Raw genomic sequence first — 22,074 nt, forward strand, 5'->3', positions numbered from 1 at the left:
AGACGGCTAGCGGCGCGCCAGCAGGCGTTCGTCTGGGGCGGCCTCGTACGGCATGTCGTAGTGGGCGAACACCGCCTGCTCGCTACCGGCGTAGAGCTCCCCGTCGACGTCGATCGACGGGGCGTTCTTCACCTGTCTCTTCGCGTAGGCGACCCGCACATGCCCCGGCCCCACCGTCGCCCCGGCGAGCGGCGCGAACACGAGCCGGTGCCGTGTCGGCACCCCGACCCTCACGGTGATGAAGGCCGGCTGGTCCGTCCCGGTGTCGACGTAGACGGCCTCCATCTCGCCGACCTTGCTTCCCGACGCGTCGATCACGGAGTGACCCCGCCACTCCCTTATGTCGTCGACCTGGAACATGCAACACCACCTACCCACCTCACAGAACCCATGCCTCCTCTGCCGCACGGGTTGAACCGCGACCCGCGGCCCATCACGGGTCTGTTCGCTCAGGCGGCGTCGGTGAACTTCACGGTCAGCTTGGCTCCGAGAGCGTGCGCGAGCCGCTCCAGCACTCCGATGGTCGGGGTGGGGCCGCCCGACTCCAGCCGCGACAACGCGGGCTGGGTCATTCCGGCCTTCTTGGCGAGTTCCGTCTGCGACAGACCGAGCGCCAGACGACGTTCCCGCACCGCGTTGCCGAGTTCGAAGGCCAGTCGCGCCTCCTCGCGTCCGGCCTGGACCTCCGCGCTGTCGCGACCCGCCCCAAGCACCCACCGGCTGTGCGGGCTGTGCTGCTGTGCCACCGTTCTCACGCCTCCCTGAGGTAGTCGCCCTGTGCATGGCCGTGTGCTGCTTCGCACGCCTTCCGTGCGCGTCTCGCTCGTTCTACCTGAGCGATCTCGCGGTCCTGAGTCTTGTTGAAGACCGTGAGGAGAATGATCCGGCGACCTGACGCGAGCCAGTACGTGATGCGCACCTGGTGCGGATGAAGATGGATCCGGAGCTCTCGTAAACCGTCACCGAGATGCCGTGACCACGGCTCTCCCAGCGTCTCGGCGCTCTCTGCGAGAATCCCGACGAACTCCTCGACACGGCCGAATTCGCGATCGGTGAGCTTGTCCAGCCAATCGCGAACCTCGGGCCCGATCTCGACCTCATACAGCCCCATGCATCGAACGCTATATGCATCGCATGCTATCAGGGGCGGGTACCGGGCGGCGGGGGCCAGGGGCCGGGGGTCAGAGGCAGGGGGTTGGGGGGGTGGTGGGGTTGTTTTTTAGGATTTTTCGGGCTCTTGTGCGGGAGAGGTTGGTGGTCAGGGACGGGTCGTCGGCGTCCAGGGTGCGGGCCAGGGTGCGGAGGGCGCAGGAGCGTTGGGGTTCGGGGAGGCGGTTCAGGGCGGGGACGGCGTCGGCGGACAGGCCGTTGAGGTAGACGATGTCGATCTTGCCGGTGTCGTTGAAGCGGTCGACGTTGCGGTCGGCGATGAAGCCGTCCGGGTTGATCGACGCCAGGACGAGCATCGCCGCCGCGCCGCTCGCCGCGACCGTGCGGGGGAGCCAGGGGACGCGGCCCTTCACGACGCCCGCGATCGCGACGAGGACGATCACGGCCCCGAGCCACAGTTCGAAGGCGTGCACCCACAGGCGAAGGCGCGTCCAGCCGAAGGTCTGCTCGTAGAGGTAGAGGCGGCGGAGCGCGACGGCCACGACGACGAGGGTCAGCGCGCAGAGCAGGCCGAGGAGGGCGCGGACGGTGACGCGGTCGCGGCGGGTGGCGGACGGCGCGTAACGGGTGGCGCCCGCGATGACCGCGAGGACGAGGAGCGTCACCACGACGAGTTGGAAGAAGCCCTGCCGCGCGTACTCGGCGTAGGTGAGGCCGGTGGATCGGAGTAGTTCGTCCTTGTCGTCGGCGAGGAACACGCCTGCCTGGATGGCGCAGAACACCAGGAACAGTAGGTCGAGCGCGGCGATGGGCACGGCCCAAGACCAGCGTCCGGCGGGTTTCGCTGGTTCGGGGGTGAGTATGTGGAGTGGAGGGGGCGCCTCGCCAAGGAAGGCCGCGCTGGACGCTAGTAGAAGGGTCGCGACGCCTGGGACTCCGTACTGGATCGCGGTGTTCGGCGACACTTCGGGGGTGAGTCCTGCGGCGAGGCTGCCGAACGCGGCGTCCGCGCCTATGAAGAGGCCGCCGAAGACGGCGAGGAGCGCGGTTGCGATCAGGGTCGTGCGGATGATCGGCCACGTGTTGCGGCGCCCGGACAAGAGCGCGCGGTGTGCGCCGCGTCCGGCCCACGGCAGCATGAGGCCGGTCGCCGGGACGATCGCGACCCCGCCCCCGAGGACCTCAACCCAGGAACGTCCGCCCGACGCGGCGTACGATCCGATGGGCACGGCGAGGAGGAGGGCGGGGACGACGACCCACACCGCGTCCCGGATCGAAACCGTCGCGGCCAGGCAGAGGGCGAGCAGCACGAACGCGGCCCAGGTGCGGTTGAGGCGTTTCGCCGACCACGCCGAAACAGCCGACACGTAGGCGACGGCGGCGGCGGCGATGAAGGCGCCCACGCCGAGACGCTCGCTGTGCAACGCGGGCCCCATCGTGACCGCGCCGACCGCTCCGGCGACGAGCGTGTCCGCCGCGAGGGCCGACGCCATCGGTCGTGCGGGACGTTTCCAGCTCGTGATCGCCCGTTCCAGTTTGGTCGGCGGACGGGTCAGCAGGGCCTGGGGTGGGCTCGTCATGCGGATTCTCCGGTGTTCGGGGGGATCATGACGCGGATGCGGCAGCCGCTCGGGGTGTCCAGGACGGTGATGTCGCCGCCGTGCAGGTCGGTCGCCCAGCTCGCGATGGCGAGGCCGAGCCCGGTGCCGCCGCCCGGCGTCCCGGCCGCGGAGCCGGACCCCCGGGAGAACCGCTCGAAGACGCGGACGCGTTCTTCCGGCGGGATGCCGGGCCCCTCGTCGGCGACCTCGATGACCAGCCCGCCGGGTGCGTTCCCCGGGCGCGCGGTGACGGTGACGGGCCTGCCGTCCGGGCTGTGCCGGGCGGCGTTGTCGAGCAGGTTCGCGACGATCTGGTGGAGGCGGTCGCGGTCGGCGGCGGCGCGCAGGCCGGGCGTGACGTCCGTTCTGAACACGGCGTCGGGACGCCCGGCGGCGGCCTCCGTCGTGACGTCGTCGACGAACGCGGCCACGTCGATGTCGGTGACGTTCAGGGCGGCCGCGCCAGCCTCCACCCGGGACAGGTCGAGGAGCTGCGTGACGAGTCGTCCGAGCCGTTCGGTCTGGTCGAGCGCTGTTTCGAGGACGTCGGGTGTCACGGGCGTGACGCCGTCCGCGACGTTCTCCAGGACGGCCCGCAGCGCGCTGATCGGGGTGCGCAGCTCGTGTGACACGTTCGCGACGAACTCGCGGCGCTGCCGGTCCACCTCGGCGAGGTCGGCGGCCATCCGGTTGAACGCCTGCGCCAGCTCGCCGACCTCGTCCCGCGACGTGGCCCGCACCCGGCGGCTGTAGTCGCCGCGCGCCATCGCCCGCGCCGCCGCCGTCATCTCCCGCAGCGGCGCCGTCATGCCGTGCGCGAGCAACTGGATCACGACCAGGGATATGAGCACGCCGACCGGCAACGTCTGTCTGGCCCGGAACCCCAGCGGGTATCCCCACAGGACGATCAGGATGGCGACGCACGCGGTCACCACCACCACGACACCGAACTTCACCTTGATGGAGCGCAGTGGGTCGAGCGGTCGGGGAAGCTTTGTCCACAGCCTGTGGACAAAGCCACGGTCGACGGCGGTCATGACGCTGTATCCCAGCTGTAGCCGACACCATGGACGGTGCGAATCAACCCTTGCCCGAGCTTGCGGCGTAGTGCTTTGACGTGACTGTCCACGACCCGCGTGCCGGAGGCGTCCGCCCAGTCCCACACCTGTTCGAGCAGGACGGCGCGGGTCAACACGACGCCCCGGTTACGCAACAGGCAAGCGAGAAGGTCGAACTCGGTCGGCGTGAGATGCACCTCGCGTCCCTCCAACAGAACCCGCCGAGCCCGCTGATCGACTTCGACCGGACCGACCCGCACCGCCGCCGCGTCCGGCTCGGGAGGAACGGCGCGAGGTCGCTCGACGCGGCGCAGCACCGCGCGCACGCGGGCCACGAGTTCGCGCATGCTGAACGGCTTCGTCACGTAGTCGTCGGCGCCGACGCCGAGCCCGACGAGCATGTCCGTCTCGTCGTCGCGGGCGGTCAGCATCAGCACCGGGACGGGACGTTCCGCCTGCACCCGGCGACAGACCTCAAGCCCGTCGAATCCGGGCAGCATCACGTCCAGCACGATCAGGTGCGGCGCCCACGCGCGGGCGCGGGCGACCGCCGAGGGGCCGTCGGCGGCGATCTCGACGGCGAATCCCTCGGCGGCCAGGCGGTCGGCCACGGCGCGCGCGATCGTCGGCTCGTCCTCGACGACGAGGAGCCGTGTCTCGTTCCCGGTCACGGGACCCGACTCTAGAAGCCGGATATGTGTGCGACGAGCGGAAGATGTGGAGGATGTGTGAAGGTCAGGGGCCGATCGGCCAGGTGTGGACGGGCGTGTTGTCGCTCATGCGCTCGACGTAGGAGCGGATCATCATGCGCAGCGCCTCGTGCCGGGGGACGCCGGTGGAGTCCTCGATGGCCTCGACGGTGTTGATCTGCCAGGCGGCGCCGGTCTGGCCGGTGACGCAGCGCCGCTCGATGATCCCGAGCAGCCGGTCGCGGCGGGCGGGGTCGACGCCCCACAGCTCCAGTCCCTGGTGGGCGAGCGGCAGGAGCTTGCGAAGAATGAGTTCGGGAGCGGGCACCTCGCCCATGCCGGGCCAGTACAGGGTGGAGTCGAGGCCATGGCGGGCGGCTCGGTGCAGGTTCTCCTCCGCCGTGGCGAAGGACATGCGCGTCCAGACGGGACGCTCGTCTTCGGCGAGCATGCGCACGACGCCGTAATAGAACGCGCCGTTGGCGACGACGTCGGCGACGGACGGCCCGCCGGGCAGGACACGGTTCTCGACACGCAGATGGGGGCGGCCCTTGACGACCGCGTAGATGGGACGGTTCCAGCGGTAGATCGTCCCGTTGTGGAGGGTCAGTTCGCCGAGTTCGGGGATGCCGCCGTCCTCCAGGACGGCGAGCGGGTCCTCGTCCTCGCAGAGGGGGAGCAGCGCGGGGAAGTAGCGGGTGTTCTCCTCGAACAGGTCGAAGACGGACGTGATCCAGCGTTCGCCGAACCAGACGCGCGGCCGGACGCCCTGCGCCTTCAACTCGTCCGGACGGGTGTCGGTGGCCTGCTCGAACAGCGTGATGCGGGTTTCGTGCCAGAGCTGGTGCCCGAACAGGAACGGCGAGTTGGCGCCCATCGCGACCTGCGCGGCGGACACGGCCTGCGCGGCGTTCCAGTAGGCGCCGAACTGGTCGGGGCTGACCTGGAGGTGGAACTGGACGCTGGTACACGCCGCTTCGGGAGTAATGGTGTCGGCGTGCATGCGCAACGGTTCGGGACCGTCGATCGCGATGTGCATCTCTTCGCCGCGCGCCGCGAAGATCTGGTCGTTGAGCATCTTGTAGCGGGCGTTGGCCGACAGGGTCTCCTCGCCGATGTCGGCGCGCCGCAGGGTGGGCAGGATGCCGATCATGGCGAGCCGTCCGCCGACCTCGCGGGCGCGCGCGTCGGCATGGTCGAGATGGTCGCGGACCTCGGCCTCCAGTTCGCCGGTGCCCTCACCGCCGAGTTCGCGCGGCGGGATGTTGATCTCCAGGTTGAACTGGCCGAGCTCCGTCGCCCAGGCCGGGTCGGCGATCGCCTTGAGCACGTCCGCGTTGCGCATCAGAGGGTCGCCGAGTGTGTCGATCAGGTTGAGTTCGACCTCCAGCCCGATATGGGGGCGCCGGAAGTCGAACTGGGATTCGCCCAGCATGCGGGCCAGCACGTCGAGGCACCTGCGCACCTTGTCGCGGTACCGCCGCCGATCCTCGCCGCTGATGGTGGCCGAAGCCACGTCCCTGCCCATGTGTCCGTCCCTGTGCTTCGGAGGAACCGTCATAAAACGGGATGTCCCGGGACGGGTAGGTGAAAACCAGGCGCGTCATTTTGGGTTCTCGTTATGTGACCGCCGGGTAGCGTGTGTGCTTCGTCCGAAATCCGGCTATTCCCCTCGGGGAGGGCTTCATGCGCATGCGCCCCCGGTCCATTCGGGCCAGGGACACGCTCATCGCCGCCGTGATCGCCGCCCTCGTCCTCGGCGCGACGGCTGCCGGCGTCGACTTCGCCGTGCGCACCACCGTCAAGGCCGACCTCCTCAAGCGAGCACAGGTCGAGGGACGCAAGGTCAGCGGCGGTGTTCGCGACGGTTCCCTGGACGGCCCGATCCCGGACGAGACCGGCGGTCGCGTCCTGATCCAGGTCGTGGAACCAGGCGGACATGTCACAAACACGACTCCGGCCGCGCCGCACACGGTCCCGGTGAGCAGACTCTGGCCGTCGAGCAATGTGCGCGTCCGCGACTACATCGAGTGCGGGGGCGTCTGGCCGCACCGCCGCTGCTCGGTCGTCGAGGCGATCCGGGTCACCACCGCGCCCGACTCCGTGGTCGTGTACTCGTCGGAGCGGGTGCCGTCCTACCTGGTCAGCGGCTTACTGGAGATGGCGCTCGCGACGGGCGTCCTGCTCCTGGCCCTGCTCGCCGCGTGGATCACCTGGCGCGTCGTCGGCCGCACCCTCGGCCCGGTCGAGGCGATCCGCGCCCAGCTCGCCGAGATCAGCGCCACCGACCTGAGCCGCCGCGTCCCCGAACCCCCGGGACAGGACGAGATCGCCGAACTCGCCCGCACCGCCAACGCGACCCTGGACCGGCTGGAAAGCGCGGTCGGACGCCAGCGGCAGTTCGCCTCCGACGCCTCCCACGAGTTGCGCACCCCCATCGCAGGGCTTCGCGCGAACCTCGAAGACGCCTCCATGCATCCCGAGGACAACGATCTGCGCGCCGTCGTCGGATCCGCCCTACGCGACACCGACCGGTTGGAGTCGATCGTCACCGACCTGCTCCTCCTGGCCCGTATCGGAACCGGCGGACGAAACGCGCAGGAACCGATCGACTTGGCAGAGCTGGCGGGCAACGAAATCCGCCGTCGCACCTTCACCCGGAAGGTCAACACCCATTTCTCGCGGCACGTGATGGTGCGCGGTGTGCGTATGCAACTCGTCCGGCTACTGGGCAACCTTCTCGACAACGCCGAACGGTATGCGGACTCGTCCATCACCGTAGAAGTGACCAGAAAGGACGGTCACGCGCTGCTCACCATCACCGACGACGGCGCGGGCATCGCGCCCGGCGACCGTGAACGCGTCTTCGAACGCTTCACCCGCCTCGACACGGCCCGCAGCCGCGACGCGGGCGGCACCGGCCTCGGCCTCGCCATCGCCCGCGAGATCGCGCAGGCGCACGGCGGCACACTGCGCGTCGAGCCGCACTCGCCCGGCGCGCGCTTCGTGCTCCGCCTGCCCCTGCCACGCTGACCTGCGATGCGCCGACCCCTTCGGGGGCCGTCCGGGGCGGGCGCACCGCAGGCGAACGAGGGGGTTCAGGCCCGGACGGCCTGGACTTCCAGGAGCAGGTCGACCTTGTCGCCGAGCAGGGCCTTGTCGCCCTTCAGCGGCACGTTGAACTCGATGCCCCAGTCCTTGCGGTTGACCGTGGTGCTGGCGGAGAACCCGGCGCGCGTCCCGCCCCAGGGGTCCTCGGCGACGCCGTTGAACTCGACCTCAAGGCTGACCGGACGGGTGACGCCCTTGATCGTCAGGTCGCCGTCCAGGTAGTAGTCGCCGCCGTCGGCGCGCACCCCGGTGGCCGCGAACGTCATGGTGGGGTGGTTCTCGACGTCGAGCACGTCGGAGGTGCGGACGTGCGCGTCCCGGTCGGCGTTGCGGGTGTCGAGCGAGTCGACCTTGATCTCGGCCGTGGCGGTGGACTGGGCCAGCTCGTCGGCGATGTGCACGGACCCGGTGAACTCGGTGAACGTGCCGCGCACCTTCGTCATCAGATGTCGGATGACGAAGGTGACCTCCGAGTGCGCGGGGTCGATGTTCCAGGTGCCCGCGGTCAGCCCGGGCGCGACGGTGGCGATGCTCATGGTGATCCCCTGGTAGCTAGAGTTGAATCTTCAACGACTCGTCCAAGGTTAGTTGAGGGTTCAAACATAAGTCAAACCCCGGCGCTCAAGTCTTTCGGCCGACCCCCGCGTACAGGGGCGCCTTGTCCGCTCCCGGATAGCTCTCGTCCGGATGCGGCCTCCACTCCGTCACCGGCACGACACCGGGTTCGAGCAGCTCAAGCCCATCGAAGAACCGCACAGTCTCCTCGTACGTACGCGTGTGCAACGTCGCGCTGGTCTTCGACCACTCCTCCTCCGCCCTGTGGAGCGCCTCCTCGGACGCCATGTCCGCCGTGGCCTGCGAAAGCAACAGATGCGACCCGCGCACCGTCGCGTCCATGAGTGCGGCCACCAGCCCGTAAGGATCGGCGCTGCCAGGAACGAAGTGCGTCACGGCCGCCACCAGCACGCCCACCGGGCGCTCAAAGTCCAGATGCCTCCGCGCGGTCTCCAACAGAGCCTCCGGATCGCGCAGATCGCCCTCTTCAGCCTCAACGGTGGACGACCTGGCGAGCAACGCACGGGAATGCACCACGGCCACAGGATCGACATCGACGTAGACCACCCGCGCACCAGCCCAAACCCGCTGCGCGACCTGGTGGACGTTCTCCTGTGTGGGCAACCCAGACCCGATATCGAGGAACTGCCGCACCCCGCTCTCAGCAAGATGACGCACACCCCGGACCAGAAACCCCCGATTCTGCCGAGCCGCAACGGGCCCATACGGAAACACGGCCAGAAGCGCCTCCGCCGCGACCCGATCCGCCTCGAAGTGGTCCTTCCCACCGAGGTAGTAGTCGTAAATACGCGCGGGGGACGCGATAAGAGGGTCCACCCCTGCCGGAACGTCCGTCATGCCCGGAGCGTACTCGCCCCGCGACACATCCGGTCTATAGCAGAAACATGACCACGCGAATGGCTCAGGAGAACCGCACCCTGAACCAGACCTTGACCCGCTCCCCTGGCAGCGCAGTGATCCCCCACTGCTCGCAGAACGCCTCCACGAGTTCGAGGCCGCGCCCACTCTCGTCGTCCACCGCCGCGCGGGCCCGTTCACGCACCCACGCCCCGTCCGCCCGCCCCTCATTCCGAACGGCGACCTCCACCCACTCACCATCGAGCAGGTAGGTCACCCGCACATACGTCCCCACGCCATACAGGATGGCGTTGGCGAGGATCTCCGACAACGCCTGCACGGCATCGCTGACGCCTGGGTGCCCGTCCCCGAACTCCCGCCCGAGGACGTCCCGCAGCCACCGCCGCCCCACCGAGACGCTCTCCACCTCAGCGGGCAGCCGAAGGGCCCCCTTGCCCAGAGCCCGCCGCCCCACGGGGTCGAGCGGCAGCCCCAACCCCCGCCGACCCCGCCCCACCCGCCCCGCCCTCTCGGACGACCCGTCCGGGCCCCTGCCTTTGAGCCGCCTGCCTGCCCGTCCACCGAATCGCATCGGGCCAGTCCCCTCGTCCACCGCGGACATAAGCCGAATCCCCAGAAGATCCGAACACACCGCGTCATCAGCCGCTACGCTCCGAGTGTGCACTGAGTTGCATCGAGATGTACAGAGTTCTGATGAGAGTACGCAAAGATTGTTGTCGCATTCGCGATAACCAGTGCAAGGAGGCAGCAGGATGACAACCCGGACAAGCCCGACCGTTCGCCGCCGTCGCCTCGCGCGCGAAATGCGCCAGCTCCGCCGCACGGCCAAGTCACCCCGCGAGGAAGCCGCCGCGTACGCCGGTATCTCCCCAGCCACCCTGAGCAGAATCGAGGCGGCGAGCCACGCCCCGAAACCCACCGACATCCTGGCTCTCTGCAAGTTCTACGGCCTCGACGAAGATCAAACCGAAGCCCTGGTCACCCTCGCACGCCAAGGCCGCAAACGAGGCTGGTGGCGCAAGTTCGACGACATCCTCCCCAAGGGGTTCGACGTCTATCTGGGTCTGGAAGAAGAAGCCGCTGAGCTGCGCTCCTACCAGCCTCAGTTGATCACGGGGCTCCTGCAAACCCCCGAGTACATGCGCGCCTTGGCGCTAGCCAAGTTGGAGCCTCCTACAGAGAAAGACCTGGAACAACTCCTCTCCGTGCGTGTCCGGCGTCAAGAGCAGATGCTCAATGGAGAGGATTCGCCGCAGATCTGGGTTATTCTGCACGAGAGTGCACTTCGGACGCAGGTCGGGTGTGCGGAGGTGATGCGCGAGCAACTCGACCACCTGAAGAAAATGTCGCGAAACGCTTTCGTTACTCTACAGATCCTTCCCTTCACTGCGGGTGCTCACCCGGCGATGGAAACCGGCTTTGACGTTCTCGGATTCCCCCACCCAGAGGATCCAGACGTCGCCTACATCGAGTACAGAACGGGCGGGCTCTTCCTTGAGCACCAGCCAGAGGTTGCGATCTACGGAAGGGTTTTCGACCAGCTACGCGCAAGAGCAGCGGGGCCTGATCAGTCTCGCGGGATCCTAGACGAGATAGGACGGGAGCTCTGAAAGTGTGGATGCGTAGTACGAGATTCTCGGACGTCAACTGGCGAAAAAGCAGTTACAGCGGAGAAGGCGGCGCCCATTGCGTCGAGGTCGGCGCGTGGCGCAAGAGCGTTCACAGCGCAAACGACGGAGGATGCGTCGAAGTTGGCGCGTGGCGAAAGAGTGTCCGCAGCGCGAACAATGCGGCGTGCGTTGAGGTTGGGCCTTGTGCCTGCTGTGGGACGGCGGTCCGGGACAGTAAAGACCCCGAGGGGCCGAAGCTGGCGTTCACCGTCGCGTCCTGGCGCACCTTCCACGCAGACGTCGTGTCCGGACGGTACGACCTGACGTAGCGCTTGGCCTGGTGTTTGGTGGTGAGCCCTGGTCGTCTGGCCGGGGCTCATCTGCAAGGGGCCGGGGGCTTGTCCACCGATCGGTGGACGGGAGGTTCAGTCGTTCGAGGCTGCCGGGGGTGCCGTCCGCTTGCAGAGGATGATCGGTATGACGAACTCTCTGCAAGAAGCGCCTGCCGGTGACGGTGTGCTTGGTTATGACGACGTCGTCCGGCTGACGGCGGTGCGCAAGGTTTATGGCGGTGCGGTGGTCGCGCTCGATGGGGTCAGCGTCGGGCTGCGGCGGGGCAGCTTCACCGCGATCATGGGGCCGTCTGGCTCCGGGAAGTCCACGTTGTTGCAGTGTGCGGCCGGGTTGGACCGGCCCTCGTCGGGGTCGGTGGAGTTGGACGGGGTGGAGCTCACCTCGCTCGGCGAGCGGGAGCGGACGCGGCTGCGCCGTCGGCGGATCGGCTTCGTGTTCCAGGCGTACAACCTGCTGCCCGCGCTGACCGTGCGCGACAACGTGGCATTGCCGTTGCGGCTGGCGGGACGCCGTCCCAAGCGGAGGACGGTGGAGGAGGTGTTGCGGCGGGTCGGGCTCGGTGACCGGATGCGCAGCCGTCCCGGTGAGTTGTCCGGAGGCCAGCAGCAACGGGTGGCGATCGCGCGGGCGCTGGTCGCGCGGCCCGCGGTGCTGTTCGGGGACGAACCGACCGGCGCGTTGGACACCGGCACCGCCCGCGAGGTCCTCGGCCTGCTGCGCGAGACGGTCAGGGAAACGGGACAGACGGTGGTGATGGTCACCCACGACCCGATCGCCGCCGCGCACGCGGACCGGGCGCTGTTCCTGGCGGACGGGCGCCTGGTCGGTGAGTTGGACCAGCCGACCGTGGAGCAGGTCGCCGCGCAGATGACGCGCCTGGGTGCGGACGGAGCGGGCCGATGATCGGGATCGCACTGCGCACGCTGCGCTTCCACAAGGGCGGATTCCTGGCCTCGTTCGCCGCGCTGTTTCTGGGCGCGCTGATCGTGGTGGGCTGCGGCGGGCTGCTGGAGACCGGCATCCGCTCCGCCGCTCCGCCGCAACGGCTGGCCGCCGCCCCGATCGTCGTCACCGGCGACCAGCGTTACCACGGCACCGTCGAAGAGCTGATCTTCCCCGAGCGGGCTCGCCTGGACGCCGCCCTGACCGCGAAGATCAGCGTGGTTCCGGGTGTCGCCGCGGCGGTGCCGGACGTCTCCTTCCCCGCCGCGCTCGCGTCCCACGGCACGGTCACCGGGCACAACTGGGCATCGGCGCGGCTCGCCCCGCACCGGCTCGCGCGGGGCACGGCGCCGTCCGGTCCCGGGCAGGTCGTGCTCGGCGAGGACCTGGCCGGACGCGCCGGGCTGCGCATCGGCGGTCATGTCGAACTGCTGGTGCACGGCGCCGCCGAACGATTCCAGATCGTTGGGCTGGCCACCGGCAGCGGTGACGTCTTCGTCGCCGACGCCGACGCGGGCCGCCTGGCAGGACACCCCGGCACGATCGACTCGATCGGCGTGCTGCTCGCGCCCGGTGCCGACACCGGCCAGGTCACGCGGGCCGTGAAGGCCGCGGCCGGGTCCGGACCGGCCGTGCTGACCGGGGACGACCGGGGCCGGGCCGAGGACCCCGACCTGATCGAGGGCACCGACGACCTGATCCCGCTCGCCGCCTCGTTCGGCAGCCTCGCGGCACTGGCCCTGACGTTCGTGGTGGCCGGGACCGTGGGCCTGTCGATCCGGCAGCGGCAGCGGCAGACCGCGCTGCTGCGCGCGGTCGGCGCCACCCCGGGCCAACTGCGCCGGATGATCCTGGCCGAGACGATGATCCTGGCGACGACCGCGACCGCGCTGGCCTGCGTCTTCGGCCCCTGGTTCGGCCGCCGCCTGCTGGACGTGTTCGTGTACGGCGGCGTGGTCTCCGACTCCGTCGCGTTCCGCTCCGGGACGCTCCCGTTGATCGTCGGCGCCGGTCTCGCCCTAACCGCCGCGCTGGGCGCCGCCTACATGGCCGCGCACCAGGCCGCGCGGACCCGTCCGACCGAGGCGCTCGCCGAGGCCGAGTCGGAGCGCCGCCGGTTCAGCCTCGTCCGGGCGGGTCTCGGCGTGCTGTGTCTGGGCGGCGGCACCGCGTTGGCGTTCGGCACCGCCGGGGCCGACGGCCCCGACGCCGGTGGCGTCGCCACCCCCGCCGCGCTGGTCTGGACGATCGCGTTCGGGCTGCTCGGCCCCGTCCTGGCCCGCGCCATCACCGGCGCCCTGACCCGTCCGGTCCGCGCGCTGTCCGGGCTGTCCGGCGAACTGGCCACCGCCAACGCCCGCGCCCGCGCCGCCCGCCTCACCACGGCGGTGATGCCGGTCATGCTGGCCACGGGTCTCGCCCTCAGCCTGACGTACCTGCAAACCACCCAGTCCGACGGCGCGCGACGCTCCTTCGAACAGGCGCAGCGCGCCGACCTCGTGCTCACCTCCACCGCGGGTGGCCTGTCCCTGGACACCCTTGACACCGTCCGCGAGATTCCCGGCGTGGCCGCCGCGACGGCCCAGATTCCCAGCCGCGGCTTCGTCGAACCCACGGGGGCGCCCGCGCCGTCCAGCAGTGCGGACGACGAGGAATCGGCCGGGCCGCAGCCCACCGAACTCGCCCTCCAGGGCATCACCGCGCAGGGAGCCGACCGGACGACGACCTACCGCGCCGCCACCGGAACCCTGACCGCGCTACAAGGCGACACCGTCGTGCTGCCCACCCGCTACGCGACCGGACACCGGCTCGGCGACAGCATCGCGATGCGCCTCGGTGACGGCGCCCGCGTCCGGCTCAAGCTCGTCGCCACCATCGACGCGCCGCGCGGCTACGAGACGGCCCTCGTCCCGGCCGCGCTGCTGGCCCCGCACACCGACACCGGGCTCGTCCCGAGCATCCTCATCAGCGCCGCCCCCGGCGCCGACCGGTCCGCGCTGACCACCGCGCTGACGTCCATCGACCGGCCCGGCCTGCGACTCGTCGACCGCGACGACCTGGCCGCCGCCCAACAGGACCAGGACCACACCCAGGCCACCATGGCCGGGCTCATCATCGCCGTCGTCGTCGGCTACGCGGTCATCTCCCTGATCAACACCCAGGCGCTCGCGACCGCCGAACGCCGCCGCGAATTCGGGCTGTTGCGTCTGGTCGGAGCCACTCGCGGGCAGATCCTGCGGATGATGGCGGTCGAAGCGACCCTCGTCGCCGCCGCTGGCATCGCGCTCGGCGGGCTGATCGCCGCCCTCACCCTCGTCCCGGCGGGCCTCAGCGTGCTCGACTCGGCCCTCCCGGGCGGCCCGCCCTGGATCCTGGGCGTGATCGCCGCCACCGCCCTGGCACTCACCGTCCTCACCACCCTCGCCACCACCCGCATCACGCTACGCGGCGACCCCGACACCACCGGCTGACCGCAGCGTCTCCGAGAGAAACTCCGAGGATGAGACGGATGAACTCCGACGTCCCGTACACCTGGCGCACCTTGACGGCAGCGACATCTGAGCGGCTGAACAACACGTCCCTGCACCTGCCCTCGGCGGCCCCGTTGGGTCGCGGACCCTCCAAGGACGACGAGGACAGGTGGAGGTGTAGATCATGCGCGCTGATCAGGGCCACGAGCCGGAGACGACTGGTGACGAACGTTGGGACGTATTCCTTGCTGCGCTTGCTGAGCACCTCGCGTACGGGGGCGGGCGGGGGGCTGCGCCTTGGACTGAGGCTCGGAGCCTCTATCGGTTCTGGTTCCCATTCAATACGCGCGCCGCGAGGGTCGACGCGATTGTTCATGCTCCTGCCTCGTTCCGTCGGCGTGGTGTGTTCATCGCACCACAGGAACTGGAGGTCGCGTGAGCGACTCAGAGCTTCTCCTTGATCGTGCCGCTATCGCTGACATCCTGCGCAAGCTCGGCGATTGTCTGGCACGCCGTGGTGTTACCGCAGACATCTATGTTGGCGGAGGTGCTGCCAAGGCGTTGGCCTACGATGCACGCGGCGCCACTCGTGACATTGATGCGGTTTTCGAGCCGCACGGCATCGTCCTAGAGGAAGTCCGCGCGCTCGTCCGGGAACTCGCTTTGCCCCAATGGCGGCTGAACGAACAGGCGAGCGTCTAGGGTGCTTCGGGCGGGGACCCCGCCGCTACTCGTGTCTTCGACCATCCCGGGCTCCGGGTCTCAGTCGCATCGCCCCGACATCTTCTCGCGATGAAGATGCTCGCTGGCCGTAGGTGTGACACTGAAGATATCAGACTCCCTATTCGGCACCTCGGCTTCACCTCCGTTAAAGCCGCATCCGGTGTCGAAGAACTTCGCGGTGGCCACCGCGCCCCCGTCGGTTATCGGGGCGATGAGCTGGGCGCCCAACACCACCGTCCCGCTCATCCGCCACGCGGTACCGCGCCTGCCCGGCTGGGTGGACGATCTGCTCGGCACCTCCAACGACTGGCCGCAGGGCAACCCGGACATGTTCGATCAGACCGGCGATGCCTGGTCGGAGGCCGCCCGCGAGATCGGTCAGGTCGCCTCATGGCTGAACTGGACGATCAGCACCATCCTCGACCCGGCCGACAACGCCGAATACACCGCCGTCGCCACCTACTGGGCCACCCTGTACCGGCCCGGCGACGCATCGACCATCATGACCGGCCTGCAGGCGATGTGCACCGCCCTGGCCAACGCGTGCCACGAGTACGCCCAGGCCATCCGGGACGCCACCCGCATCGTCACCGGCGAGCACATCGCCGAGATCATCCTTCTCCTTAGCGCCGGCGTCGTCTCCGGCCTCCTGCGCAAGCTGTTCGGCCGGATCCTGTCCCGCGTCGGCGCCTACATGCTCAGCCGCGTCGCGAGCATCGCCGAACGCTGGGCGCTCCGCAAGATCCTCGCAGACCTCCTCAAGGCCACCGCCGACACCAAAGTCGTCAAAGCCGTCCAAGCCGCTTTCGACAAGACGGTCGGCAGGGCGCTCGCCAAGGACATCGAGGCCACGGAGCGTCGGCTCGGCCTCGTACCGGGCACTCCCGAGTATCAGGCTCGGCTGACAGAGCTGGCGAAGGACCCTGCCCACGGTGGCAAGATCTCCGCCAAGACGGAACGTGAGGCGGAGGTCGGTCTGCAGCTCGAACGAGATGGTCTTCTGCCCGGCCCGATCAAGCGGGCCCCGTTCGATGAAGCGGGGATGGACCAGGGTGAATTCGTCGATGCGACTGGCAAGTATTGGGATGTCAAGAGTTCTCCAGATCTTCAGCCAAGTTATGGACGTAATCCAGGCGAGCCGATTCCAAGGCCACAATCGGCCGAGCGTTTCACTGCAATGGTAAATAAAGAAATAGGCGAAGGGCGTAACGTGATCATCGACCCGATTGGCATGACGCCGGAGCGGGTCAACGCGATGAAGCAAGTGGTCGCCGCCCATCCGGAGTGGGGTGGGAGGGTAATATGGAAACCATGAGTGAGAACTTTGGGCGTACTCGCGGTGACGTTGGCTCATTTCCGCACGATGCGACCGCGAAGCAGGCATTGGAGACCTATCTCGACGCTCTTCCTGACGACCCCCAGATCGTACTTCCGCCTCTCGCGGGCAACGGCCTTGACTTTTCCGGCGCCGATCTGTCCGGCCTCGACCTGCTCGGTGCCTACTTGGACGAGGCGATCCTGGACGATGTCAAGCTCCGCGACGCGAATCTTGGAGGAGCGTCCCTGGTGGGAGCGCGCATGCGCGGGGCCGATCTGAGCGGCGCATCTCTACGAAAGGCGCAGGGGCGAGCGAGCGATGCGCAGAAAGCGTTGCTCGCTGACGCGGATCTCCGGTCATGCGAGTTCGAGGACGCCGACCTACAAAATTCCGATCTCCGCAGGGCCAAGCTCGGGAACGCATGGCTTGCCGGAGCGGACCTGCGTGGGGCCGACCTACAAGCGTGTGCCTTCGGTGGGCCCACAACCTCGACCGCGCTTTGCGAGGTGCGCATGGCGGGTTCACGTCTCGCCCGCGCCACCGGTCATGTCCGAGGCCCTGTCGACGTCGGGGCCACGTCACCTCATCTGCTCGACGGAGATGACCTCCAACGCTGGTTCGCTGACCATGGCGCACCCGAGGTCGAAGTCCATAACTGACGATTCAGCTCCAGGAGGCGGTCGGAGAAGCTCTGCTGGCGCACGGTGTTGTGCCTGGTGACCTTGCGCATCTCCCGCGTTCAAGGTTGATTCTCTGAGTAGCTCGGCCGCCGTCTTCGTGGTCGCTAGAGTCGGCCGTGGTTCCTTGTGACGAGGGGATCGTATGCGTAAAGGGTTTGCCATTTCCGCCGCAACTGCTGTGGCGCTTGCTGTGACCGCGACTTCGGCCGCACCGGCCGGGGCAGCCGGTCCCCGCCTTGTTCGAGGCCCGGACGGGGTCACCGTCGACATCGTCGCACTCTACGGCTCCGGGTGCCCGGTCGGATCCACTTGGGCGAGCATTCTGTCTGACTCCAAGATGCTCAGGGTCGAGTACGACCGCTTCGCGGCGCGGTCGGGCGGTTCGTCGATACCGCCCGACCACCGCAAGACCTGCAAGGTCGTCCTGAAGTTGAACGTACCGAAAGAATTCACCTACGCCATCTCGTCGTCGTACGATAGCGGTTACGCCGCGATAGAAGATGGTGCGAAGGCCACTGTGAAGCTCGGCTACTCCTTCCAGAACGTTCCACCACCCGACGTCACGCACACCGTGAGTGGTCACTTCAAAGATGACTGGGAGTTCAGAAACAATCCGCCAGCGGACTCGATCATCTGGAAGCCGTGCGGTGAGGATCAGAACCTCCAGATCACCAGCGAACTGACGGTCGACCAGGGAACCTCGGACCCGTCGAAGCTCAACTTCATCGGCATGGAACCCATGGCCGACAGCCACCACCACTTCTACAACCTCGCCTGGAAAACCTGCCCCTAGCCCCAGCACGGGCATGTGTTCATCGCCAAGTGCGAGAGGGCACGATACTCACCCCTGCGAAGAGGGGATCGTATGAACAAATGCCTTGCCATTTCCGCCATGGTCTCCGCGGCACTAGCTGTGACCACGACTTCGGCAAAACCGGCCGTGGCCGCTCCCCACCTCGTCCGCGGCCCGGACGGGGTCAGTGTCGAGATCGTGGCTCTCTACGGCTCCGGGTGCCCGCCCGGTACTGTCGGGGCGTCCGTCCAGGACGGTAGTGGGCGGCTGTCCCTCTATTACGAAGGCCCCTTGGCAGAGACGGGTGGTTCGTCGAAACCTCCTGACCGCCGCAAGTCCTGCACGGCCGTCCTGAAGCTCAACGTCCCGAAGGGGTTCACGTACGCCATCTCGTCCTCTGCCAACAGCGGCTATGCCTTCTTGGAAGAGGGCGCGATGGCCACTCTCAAGGTCGGCTACTCGTTCCAGAACGCGCCGTCGTCCGAGATCACGCAAACCCTGAACGGGCCTTTCAACGACGAATGGTGGATCACCGACCATCCTTCACCGGACTCAATCACCTGGAAACCGTGCGACGAGGATTGGAACCTCAACTTCACCAGTGACCTACGAGCCCATCAGGGAACATCGGATCCCTCGAAGGTCAGCTACGTCTCCATGGAAAACATGAACAACTTCCCCCACCACCTCTACGACCTCGCCTGGAAGACCTGCCCATAGCCCTCAGCCGCTGTGGCGCTGACGGTCACCGAATGTCCCTGTCTGTGACACCCTCCACGGACGCCAGGACATGGATACTGAGTGACATGGCGAAGCAACTGGGGGAGACGGGTCACGCGGGCGCATCCCGTGCGTCGCGGTCTTGGTGGTCGCAGTTTTTGGGCTTCATCCTCACCCTCGTGGTCATCGATGCGCTGATGCTGTTGGTGGGCCCGCTGTTGTGGGCCGGGGGAGATTGGACAGGCGGCGCACTGCTGCTCACCCTGGGAATGATCGTCTTCGTCGATCTGTTGTTTGCGATCGCCGTCGGGGCGACTCATTTTCGACGCGGCCGCTGAATCTGAGGTGCCCACCCTCGGAGGATTCAGATGTCGGTCGGGTGATGCGCGGCGCGATTCTGTAGCCGGGGCGGGTGTTTGGTGGAGTGGTGTGCCTTGGCTGCGCGAAGCTTGACCGGTCTGGGGCGTTGTGGCCCGCGTTGAGGGGGCGGCCCTTGTTGGGTTCTGCGCTGCGGCGCGTGTAGTAGGCGGCGGTGAGTGCCAGGAGGATTGGGCCCCACAAGGCGATGGGGGTGATGGCGGTCTTGGCCAAGGTTTCCCACCAGATGTTCTCGTAGGAAACACCTTCAATGGCTCCGAACCAGGTGAGTGCCATCATCACCGTCACGAACGTCATGACCAGGCCGCCGATCGTGGCGGGGATGACACCAGCATTGGTGGGACGCGCCTGCCGCCGATGATCGGAACTCAGGTGGGGGCAGTTTCGCCCCACCGGCTGACGAGGGCGAGCGTGGACAACGCGGCGGCCTCCCCCGGGTGGGCGAGATGGTGCCCTGGCCCAAGTTTGTATTGAGGTGTGGGGCCGGGGCGTGCGGGTGGTTCGATGCGCACGCCCCGGGGCGGGTGGTTAGCGGCAGGGGGTGAACGGTGCGAGGAGCTGTTGGTCTTCGTTCTTCTTGATGGCGTTGAAGTTATTGGCTGCGGCTTCGGCGCAGAAGCGCCACGGGTCGTTGCCTGGGGAGCTGTCGTACTCGACCTGGTACACGGGCTTGTTGTTGGCGACGAAGGGCTTGAGGGCGTCGCACTCTTCGTACTGCGAACACGACTCGTTGATGGCGAAGTCGAACGCCGGTTGTAGTTCGTCGATCTGGCTGAGGTCGTTCTTGAGGCCGACGGCCAGGTTGTAGCGGTGACCCAGGTCGGCCAGGGCCCGGTTGAATATCAGCTGGTTCTCGGGAGTGATCAGCCAGCCGCTGACGTTCTTGGGTTTGCCGGTGGCGTCGTCCAATTCCTGGTCGGCCTCGTGGGTGTTGACGACGTCGAACTCCACGCCGTCGAAGCCGGCCTGGACGCACTTCTGCACCCGGGCCTCGGTCATCTCCAGCAGGAACGCGCGCTGCTCGGCGCCGTTGATGTTGGCGAACCGCTCGTCCGGGAAATCGGGGTAGGGGTTGCCGATGAGCGAGTTGCCGTGGGCCGTATGCCAGTCCGTGAACTGCTTGTAGTCGGGGCGGAAGTTCTCGATGCCGCCCGCGTCCACGTAGCAGATGGCCTTGCCGCCGTTCTGGTGGATTTGGGCCACGGCCGCGGTGTTGAGCGTCGTGTTGTTGTCGACGACGTTGAGGTCGGCGTACAGGTCGATGTCGAAGACCTGTGGGCGGAGGCACTCGCCTCCGCTGGGGAGCTGCCCGCAGATTTCGACGTCGACGCCACCGGTTTTGCGGTGCTCGAGATCGCCTGCGAGTTGGTACTGCCAGCGGCTGTTGACCGGTGGTTTCCAGCGGTCGGCCTGCTCGGCACTGGCCGCGTTCGCCGTTCCGGCCAGGGTGGAGACGCTGAGCAGTAAGACACAGAGAGCATTACGGTAGGATTTCACTCATACCCTTTCCGCTATACCGAACGATCTTCCGGTAACACGGAATCAGGAACTCCAGCCCAATGTCAATCGGGTTGCTCGACGACGGTACGTGATCGTGGGCGTTACCAGAGACTTGGAGTCGAGTTCCTCGATGAAGACACGGTGCGTTTACCGTGCGGACAGGTGTGCCAGGGCTAACTGGCTTTCATCGTCGGCCGGGGCGGTAGATGACCAACAGTTGGGTCGGATCTTGGGGTGGCGTCAGTGTTTCGAAATGCACTGTGATCTCACCAGCGTCAGGGCGCCGCATCGTCTTGTGTCCGCGGGCGTTGGCCGTGACTTCTCGCTCGGCCCACAATCGCGCGAACTCCTTATCGCGGGTGATGCATTCGCTGATGAGATCGGTCAACGCCTGGTCCTCTGGATGCGCCGCCCACGCGGTGCGCAGGTTGGCGATCCCCTCTCGCACTACACGTTCGCGGTCGACGTAGAGTTCCCGTGTTTCCGGTTTCATCAGGCACAGCCACATCGCATTGCGCTGTTGCTGCGGGAGTGTGTCGAAGTCCAGGAGCAGCTTCGCCATTTCGCAGTCCGCGGGCTTGTTCCAGCCGCACGATGTAGTCGGTGCTGATCCCGGCCAGTTCCGCGACGTCTTCGCGGCGCAGCCCCGGAGTCCGTCGGATCTGCCGACGCACGGGCAGGCCGACGTCCCGTGGATCCAGGCGTTCGCGTCGGCTCCGGAGGAACACGGCCAGTTCCCGCGTCTCGTCCACCGCGCCGGTGATCATGGCTCGCGCAACAGCCAGCGTGGGACTGGTGTTCCCAGGAACCTGCTTCCCTTACCCCTGGCTCTCGGTGGTCGCAGGCTGAAGCTCGACGTTGATCGCGAGCACAGGAGGACACGATGTCGCTCACCCTCGACACCTACCGGCCGCTGGGACGCTCCGGCGTGGGAGACCTCGCGCATGCAAGCGATCGCCGACCTGCGCGGCTGGTCACGGCTGGTCGCGCTACAGATCGAATACAGCCTCATCAACCGCGCCGGAGAACGTGACCTGATCCCTATGGCACGGGCGATGGGGCTGGGGGTGACCCCGTACTCGCCATTGGGCGGCGGCGTCCTGTCTGGCAAGTATGGCCGCGCCGATCTGACCGCGACGGATGCCGACTCTGGGGGAAGCAGCCGCAAGCGTTTCAATGCCAATTTGGGCATGGTCACCGAAGGGACCCTTGCCATCGCCGACGTCGTGCGGGACATCGCCACGGAGCTGGAACGCACGCCCGCCCAGGTGGCCCTAGCCTGGACGCTCCAGAATCCGGAGGTGACCGCACCCGTCATCGGCGCTCGCACCCCCGAGCAACTGCTGGGAAATCTGGGCGCCTTGGATGTCGATTTCGACCCCGACCAACTGGCCTGTCTCGACACCGTCAGCGCGATCGACCTCGGCTACCCCCACGACCTGCTCGCCAGTGACCACATCCGCGCCGTCACCGCAGGCGCCCTGAAGGTCGAAACCCGCCGCTGACACGCATCAAGGTGAGCTTCCCCCCGTTGCACGGACACCTGCGGTGAGGTCACTCAGCGGTGTCTGAGGGCAGGTTG

General features: G+C 67.7%; 24 protein-coding genes and 1 pseudogene. 12 read left to right on the plus strand and 13 right to left on the minus strand.

The window, feature by feature from the left end; genetic code table 11:
* Positions 1 to 6: 6 nt before the first annotated feature.
* The 7 genes from ABD808_RS29660 to ABD808_RS29690 form a co-directional block, all read right to left on the minus strand.
* A complete protein-coding gene (locus ABD808_RS29660) occupies positions 7 to 360 on the minus strand; it encodes a PRC-barrel domain-containing protein (protein ID WP_344903426.1) in 354 nt (117 codons plus the stop codon).
* An 89-nt stretch (positions 361 to 449) separates the two neighbouring features.
* Positions 450 to 746: a helix-turn-helix domain-containing protein gene (locus tag ABD808_RS29665; protein WP_344903429.1), complete on the minus strand. Its 297-nt coding sequence runs from the start codon at positions 744 to 746 to the stop codon at positions 450 to 452.
* Positions 747 to 751: 5 nt separating this feature from the next.
* Positions 752 to 1,111, minus strand: coding sequence for a type II toxin-antitoxin system RelE/ParE family toxin (locus ABD808_RS29670; RefSeq protein WP_344903432.1), 360 nt, complete (start codon positions 1,109 to 1,111; stop codon positions 752 to 754).
* A 70-nt stretch (positions 1,112 to 1,181) separates the two neighbouring features.
* Entirely contained in the window at positions 1,182 to 2,690 is a 1,509-nt protein-coding gene (locus tag ABD808_RS29675; protein WP_344903435.1) for a DUF4153 domain-containing protein, read from the minus strand.
* On the minus strand, positions 2,687 to 3,748 hold the full coding sequence (locus tag ABD808_RS29680; RefSeq protein ID WP_344903438.1) for a HAMP domain-containing sensor histidine kinase: 1,062 nt from the start codon (positions 3,746 to 3,748) through the stop codon (positions 2,687 to 2,689). The genes ABD808_RS29675 and ABD808_RS29680 overlap by 4 nt, the downstream gene beginning before the upstream one ends.
* Positions 3,745 to 4,440: a response regulator transcription factor gene (locus tag ABD808_RS29685; RefSeq protein ID WP_344903441.1), complete on the minus strand. Its 696-nt coding sequence runs from the start codon at positions 4,438 to 4,440 to the stop codon at positions 3,745 to 3,747. The genes ABD808_RS29680 and ABD808_RS29685 overlap by 4 nt, the downstream gene beginning before the upstream one ends.
* Positions 4,441 to 4,504: 64 nt before the next feature.
* Complete coding sequence (locus tag ABD808_RS29690) at positions 4,505 to 5,986, minus strand: glutamate-cysteine ligase family protein (protein ID WP_344903444.1); 1,482 nt, start codon at positions 5,984 to 5,986, stop codon at positions 4,505 to 4,507.
* A 158-nt stretch (positions 5,987 to 6,144) separates the two neighbouring features.
* Here ABD808_RS29690 and ABD808_RS29695 point away from each other — a divergent pair, with 158 nt between their 5' ends.
* Positions 6,145 to 7,491 carry a sensor histidine kinase gene (locus tag ABD808_RS29695; protein ID WP_344903447.1) on the plus strand — a complete coding sequence of 449 codons (1,347 nt, stop codon included), beginning with the start codon at positions 6,145 to 6,147 and terminating at the stop codon, positions 7,489 to 7,491.
* A gap of 65 nt (positions 7,492 to 7,556) precedes the next feature.
* Here the strand turns inward: ABD808_RS29695 and ABD808_RS29700 are convergent, their stop codons facing one another.
* The 3 genes from ABD808_RS29700 to ABD808_RS29710 form a co-directional block, all read right to left on the minus strand.
* On the minus strand, positions 7,557 to 8,105 hold the full coding sequence (locus ABD808_RS29700) for a YceI family protein (RefSeq protein WP_344903450.1): 549 nt from the start codon (positions 8,103 to 8,105) through the stop codon (positions 7,557 to 7,559).
* Positions 8,106 to 8,190: 85 nt separating this feature from the next.
* Positions 8,191 to 8,982 (minus strand): SAM-dependent methyltransferase, encoded by a 792-nt coding sequence (locus ABD808_RS29705; protein WP_344903453.1) that lies wholly within the window; start codon positions 8,980 to 8,982, stop codon positions 8,191 to 8,193.
* A 64-nt stretch (positions 8,983 to 9,046) separates the two neighbouring features.
* Positions 9,047 to 9,457: an ATP-binding protein gene (locus tag ABD808_RS29710; RefSeq protein ID WP_344903456.1), complete on the minus strand. Its 411-nt coding sequence runs from the start codon at positions 9,455 to 9,457 to the stop codon at positions 9,047 to 9,049.
* Between the two features lie 298 nt (positions 9,458 to 9,755).
* On the opposite strand from ABD808_RS29710, the gene ABD808_RS29715 reads away from it, so the two are divergent.
* The 10 genes from ABD808_RS29715 (at position 9,756) to ABD808_RS29760 (ending at position 18,952) form a co-directional block, all read left to right on the plus strand.
* The gene (locus tag ABD808_RS29715) at positions 9,756 to 10,613 is read left to right on the plus strand and encodes a helix-turn-helix domain-containing protein (RefSeq protein WP_344903459.1); all 858 of its coding nucleotides are present in this window, start codon (positions 9,756 to 9,758) and stop codon (positions 10,611 to 10,613) included.
* An 8-nt stretch (positions 10,614 to 10,621) separates the two neighbouring features.
* Positions 10,622 to 10,942: a DUF397 domain-containing protein gene (locus tag ABD808_RS29720; RefSeq protein WP_344903558.1), complete on the plus strand. Its 321-nt coding sequence runs from the start codon at positions 10,622 to 10,624 to the stop codon at positions 10,940 to 10,942.
* Between the two features lie 148 nt (positions 10,943 to 11,090).
* On the plus strand, positions 11,091 to 11,870 hold the full coding sequence (locus ABD808_RS29725) for an ABC transporter ATP-binding protein (protein ID WP_344903462.1): 780 nt from the start codon (positions 11,091 to 11,093) through the stop codon (positions 11,868 to 11,870).
* On the plus strand, positions 11,867 to 14,380 hold the full coding sequence (locus ABD808_RS29730) for an ABC transporter permease (protein ID WP_344903465.1): 2,514 nt from the start codon (positions 11,867 to 11,869) through the stop codon (positions 14,378 to 14,380). Before ABD808_RS29725 ends, ABD808_RS29730 begins: the two co-directional genes overlap by 4 nt.
* Before the next feature lie 435 nt (positions 14,381 to 14,815).
* A complete protein-coding gene (locus tag ABD808_RS29735) occupies positions 14,816 to 15,082 on the plus strand; it encodes a hypothetical protein (RefSeq protein WP_344903468.1) in 267 nt (88 codons plus the stop codon).
* Between the two features lie 181 nt (positions 15,083 to 15,263).
* The gene (locus ABD808_RS29740; RefSeq protein WP_344903471.1) at positions 15,264 to 16,418 is read left to right on the plus strand and encodes a WXG100-like domain-containing protein; all 1,155 of its coding nucleotides are present in this window, start codon (positions 15,264 to 15,266) and stop codon (positions 16,416 to 16,418) included.
* Positions 16,415 to 17,080, plus strand: coding sequence for a pentapeptide repeat-containing protein (locus ABD808_RS29745; RefSeq protein WP_344903473.1), 666 nt, complete (start codon positions 16,415 to 16,417; stop codon positions 17,078 to 17,080). Before ABD808_RS29740 ends, ABD808_RS29745 begins: the two co-directional genes overlap by 4 nt.
* Before the next feature lie 163 nt (positions 17,081 to 17,243).
* Positions 17,244 to 17,894 (plus strand): DUF4360 domain-containing protein, encoded by a 651-nt coding sequence (locus tag ABD808_RS29750; protein ID WP_344903476.1) that lies wholly within the window; start codon positions 17,244 to 17,246, stop codon positions 17,892 to 17,894.
* 147 nt (positions 17,895 to 18,041) lie between these two features.
* Positions 18,042 to 18,614 carry a DUF4360 domain-containing protein gene (locus ABD808_RS29755; protein WP_344903479.1) on the plus strand — a complete coding sequence of 191 codons (573 nt, stop codon included), beginning with the start codon at positions 18,042 to 18,044 and terminating at the stop codon, positions 18,612 to 18,614.
* Between the two features lie 86 nt (positions 18,615 to 18,700).
* Positions 18,701 to 18,952, plus strand: a complete 252-nt coding sequence (locus tag ABD808_RS29760) for a hypothetical protein (protein WP_344903484.1) — start codon at positions 18,701 to 18,703, stop codon at positions 18,950 to 18,952.
* Positions 18,953 to 19,520: 568 nt separating this feature from the next.
* Here ABD808_RS29760 and ABD808_RS29765 read toward each other — a convergent pair.
* The 3 genes and pseudogenes from ABD808_RS29765 to ABD808_RS29775 all read right to left on the minus strand — a co-directional run.
* Entirely contained in the window at positions 19,521 to 20,489 is a 969-nt protein-coding gene (locus tag ABD808_RS29765; protein WP_344903488.1) for an endo alpha-1,4 polygalactosaminidase, read from the minus strand.
* Positions 20,490 to 20,676: 187 nt separating this feature from the next.
* Positions 20,677 to 21,054 carry an MmyB family transcriptional regulator gene (locus tag ABD808_RS29770; protein WP_344903490.1) on the minus strand — a complete coding sequence of 126 codons (378 nt, stop codon included), beginning with the start codon at positions 21,052 to 21,054 and terminating at the stop codon, positions 20,677 to 20,679.
* 61 nt (positions 21,055 to 21,115) lie between these two features.
* Positions 21,116 to 21,259, minus strand: a pseudogene (locus ABD808_RS29775) (transcriptional regulator); the annotation flags it as partial.
* Between the two features lie 177 nt (positions 21,260 to 21,436).
* Here ABD808_RS29775 and ABD808_RS29780 point away from each other — a divergent pair.
* On the plus strand, positions 21,437 to 21,997 hold the full coding sequence (locus ABD808_RS29780; RefSeq protein ID WP_486303659.1) for an aldo/keto reductase: 561 nt from the start codon (positions 21,437 to 21,439) through the stop codon (positions 21,995 to 21,997).
* The last annotated feature ends 77 nt before the right edge of the window (positions 21,998 to 22,074 follow it).

The organism is Actinomadura meridiana (genome assembly GCF_039537545.1).
In the GTDB taxonomy this organism is placed as follows: domain Bacteria; phylum Actinomycetota; class Actinomycetes; order Streptosporangiales; family Streptosporangiaceae; genus Spirillospora; species Spirillospora meridiana.

Bases quoted from the DNA above. Each gene is read 5' to 3' on its own strand.
- ABD808_RS29760 (WP_344903484.1), top strand. From the start codon at position 18,701: ATGGCGAAGCAACTGGGGGAGACGGGTCACGCGGGCGCATCCCGTGCG.
- ABD808_RS29720 (WP_344903558.1), top strand. From the start codon at position 10,622: ATGCGTAGTACGAGATTCTCGGACGTCAACTGGCGAAAAAGCAGTTAC.
- ABD808_RS29705 (WP_344903453.1), bottom strand. From the start codon at position 8,982: ATGACGGACGTTCCGGCAGGGGTGGACCCTCTTATCGCGTCCCCCGCG.
- ABD808_RS29745 (WP_344903473.1), top strand. From the start codon at position 16,415: ATGAGTGAGAACTTTGGGCGTACTCGCGGTGACGTTGGCTCATTTCCG.
- ABD808_RS29725 (WP_344903462.1), top strand. From the start codon at position 11,091: ATGACGAACTCTCTGCAAGAAGCGCCTGCCGGTGACGGTGTGCTTGGT.
- ABD808_RS29680 (WP_344903438.1), bottom strand. From the start codon at position 3,748: ATGACCGCCGTCGACCGTGGCTTTGTCCACAGGCTGTGGACAAAGCTT.
- ABD808_RS29675 (WP_344903435.1), bottom strand. From the start codon at position 2,690: ATGACGAGCCCACCCCAGGCCCTGCTGACCCGTCCGCCGACCAAACTG.
- ABD808_RS29660 (WP_344903426.1), bottom strand. From the start codon at position 360: ATGTTCCAGGTCGACGACATAAGGGAGTGGCGGGGTCACTCCGTGATC.
- ABD808_RS29715 (WP_344903459.1), top strand. From the start codon at position 9,756: ATGACAACCCGGACAAGCCCGACCGTTCGCCGCCGTCGCCTCGCGCGC.
- ABD808_RS29700 (WP_344903450.1), bottom strand. From the start codon at position 8,105: ATGAGCATCGCCACCGTCGCGCCCGGGCTGACCGCGGGCACCTGGAAC.
- ABD808_RS29770 (WP_344903490.1), bottom strand. From the start codon at position 21,054: ATGGCGAAGCTGCTCCTGGACTTCGACACACTCCCGCAGCAACAGCGC.
- ABD808_RS29695 (WP_344903447.1), top strand. From the start codon at position 6,145: ATGCGCATGCGCCCCCGGTCCATTCGGGCCAGGGACACGCTCATCGCC.
- ABD808_RS29750 (WP_344903476.1), top strand. From the start codon at position 17,244: ATGCGTAAAGGGTTTGCCATTTCCGCCGCAACTGCTGTGGCGCTTGCT.
- ABD808_RS29730 (WP_344903465.1), top strand. From the start codon at position 11,867: ATGATCGGGATCGCACTGCGCACGCTGCGCTTCCACAAGGGCGGATTC.
- ABD808_RS29690 (WP_344903444.1), bottom strand. From the start codon at position 5,986: ATGGGCAGGGACGTGGCTTCGGCCACCATCAGCGGCGAGGATCGGCGG.
- ABD808_RS29780 (WP_486303659.1), top strand. From the start codon at position 21,437: ATGCAAGCGATCGCCGACCTGCGCGGCTGGTCACGGCTGGTCGCGCTA.
- ABD808_RS29670 (WP_344903432.1), bottom strand. From the start codon at position 1,111: ATGGGGCTGTATGAGGTCGAGATCGGGCCCGAGGTTCGCGATTGGCTG.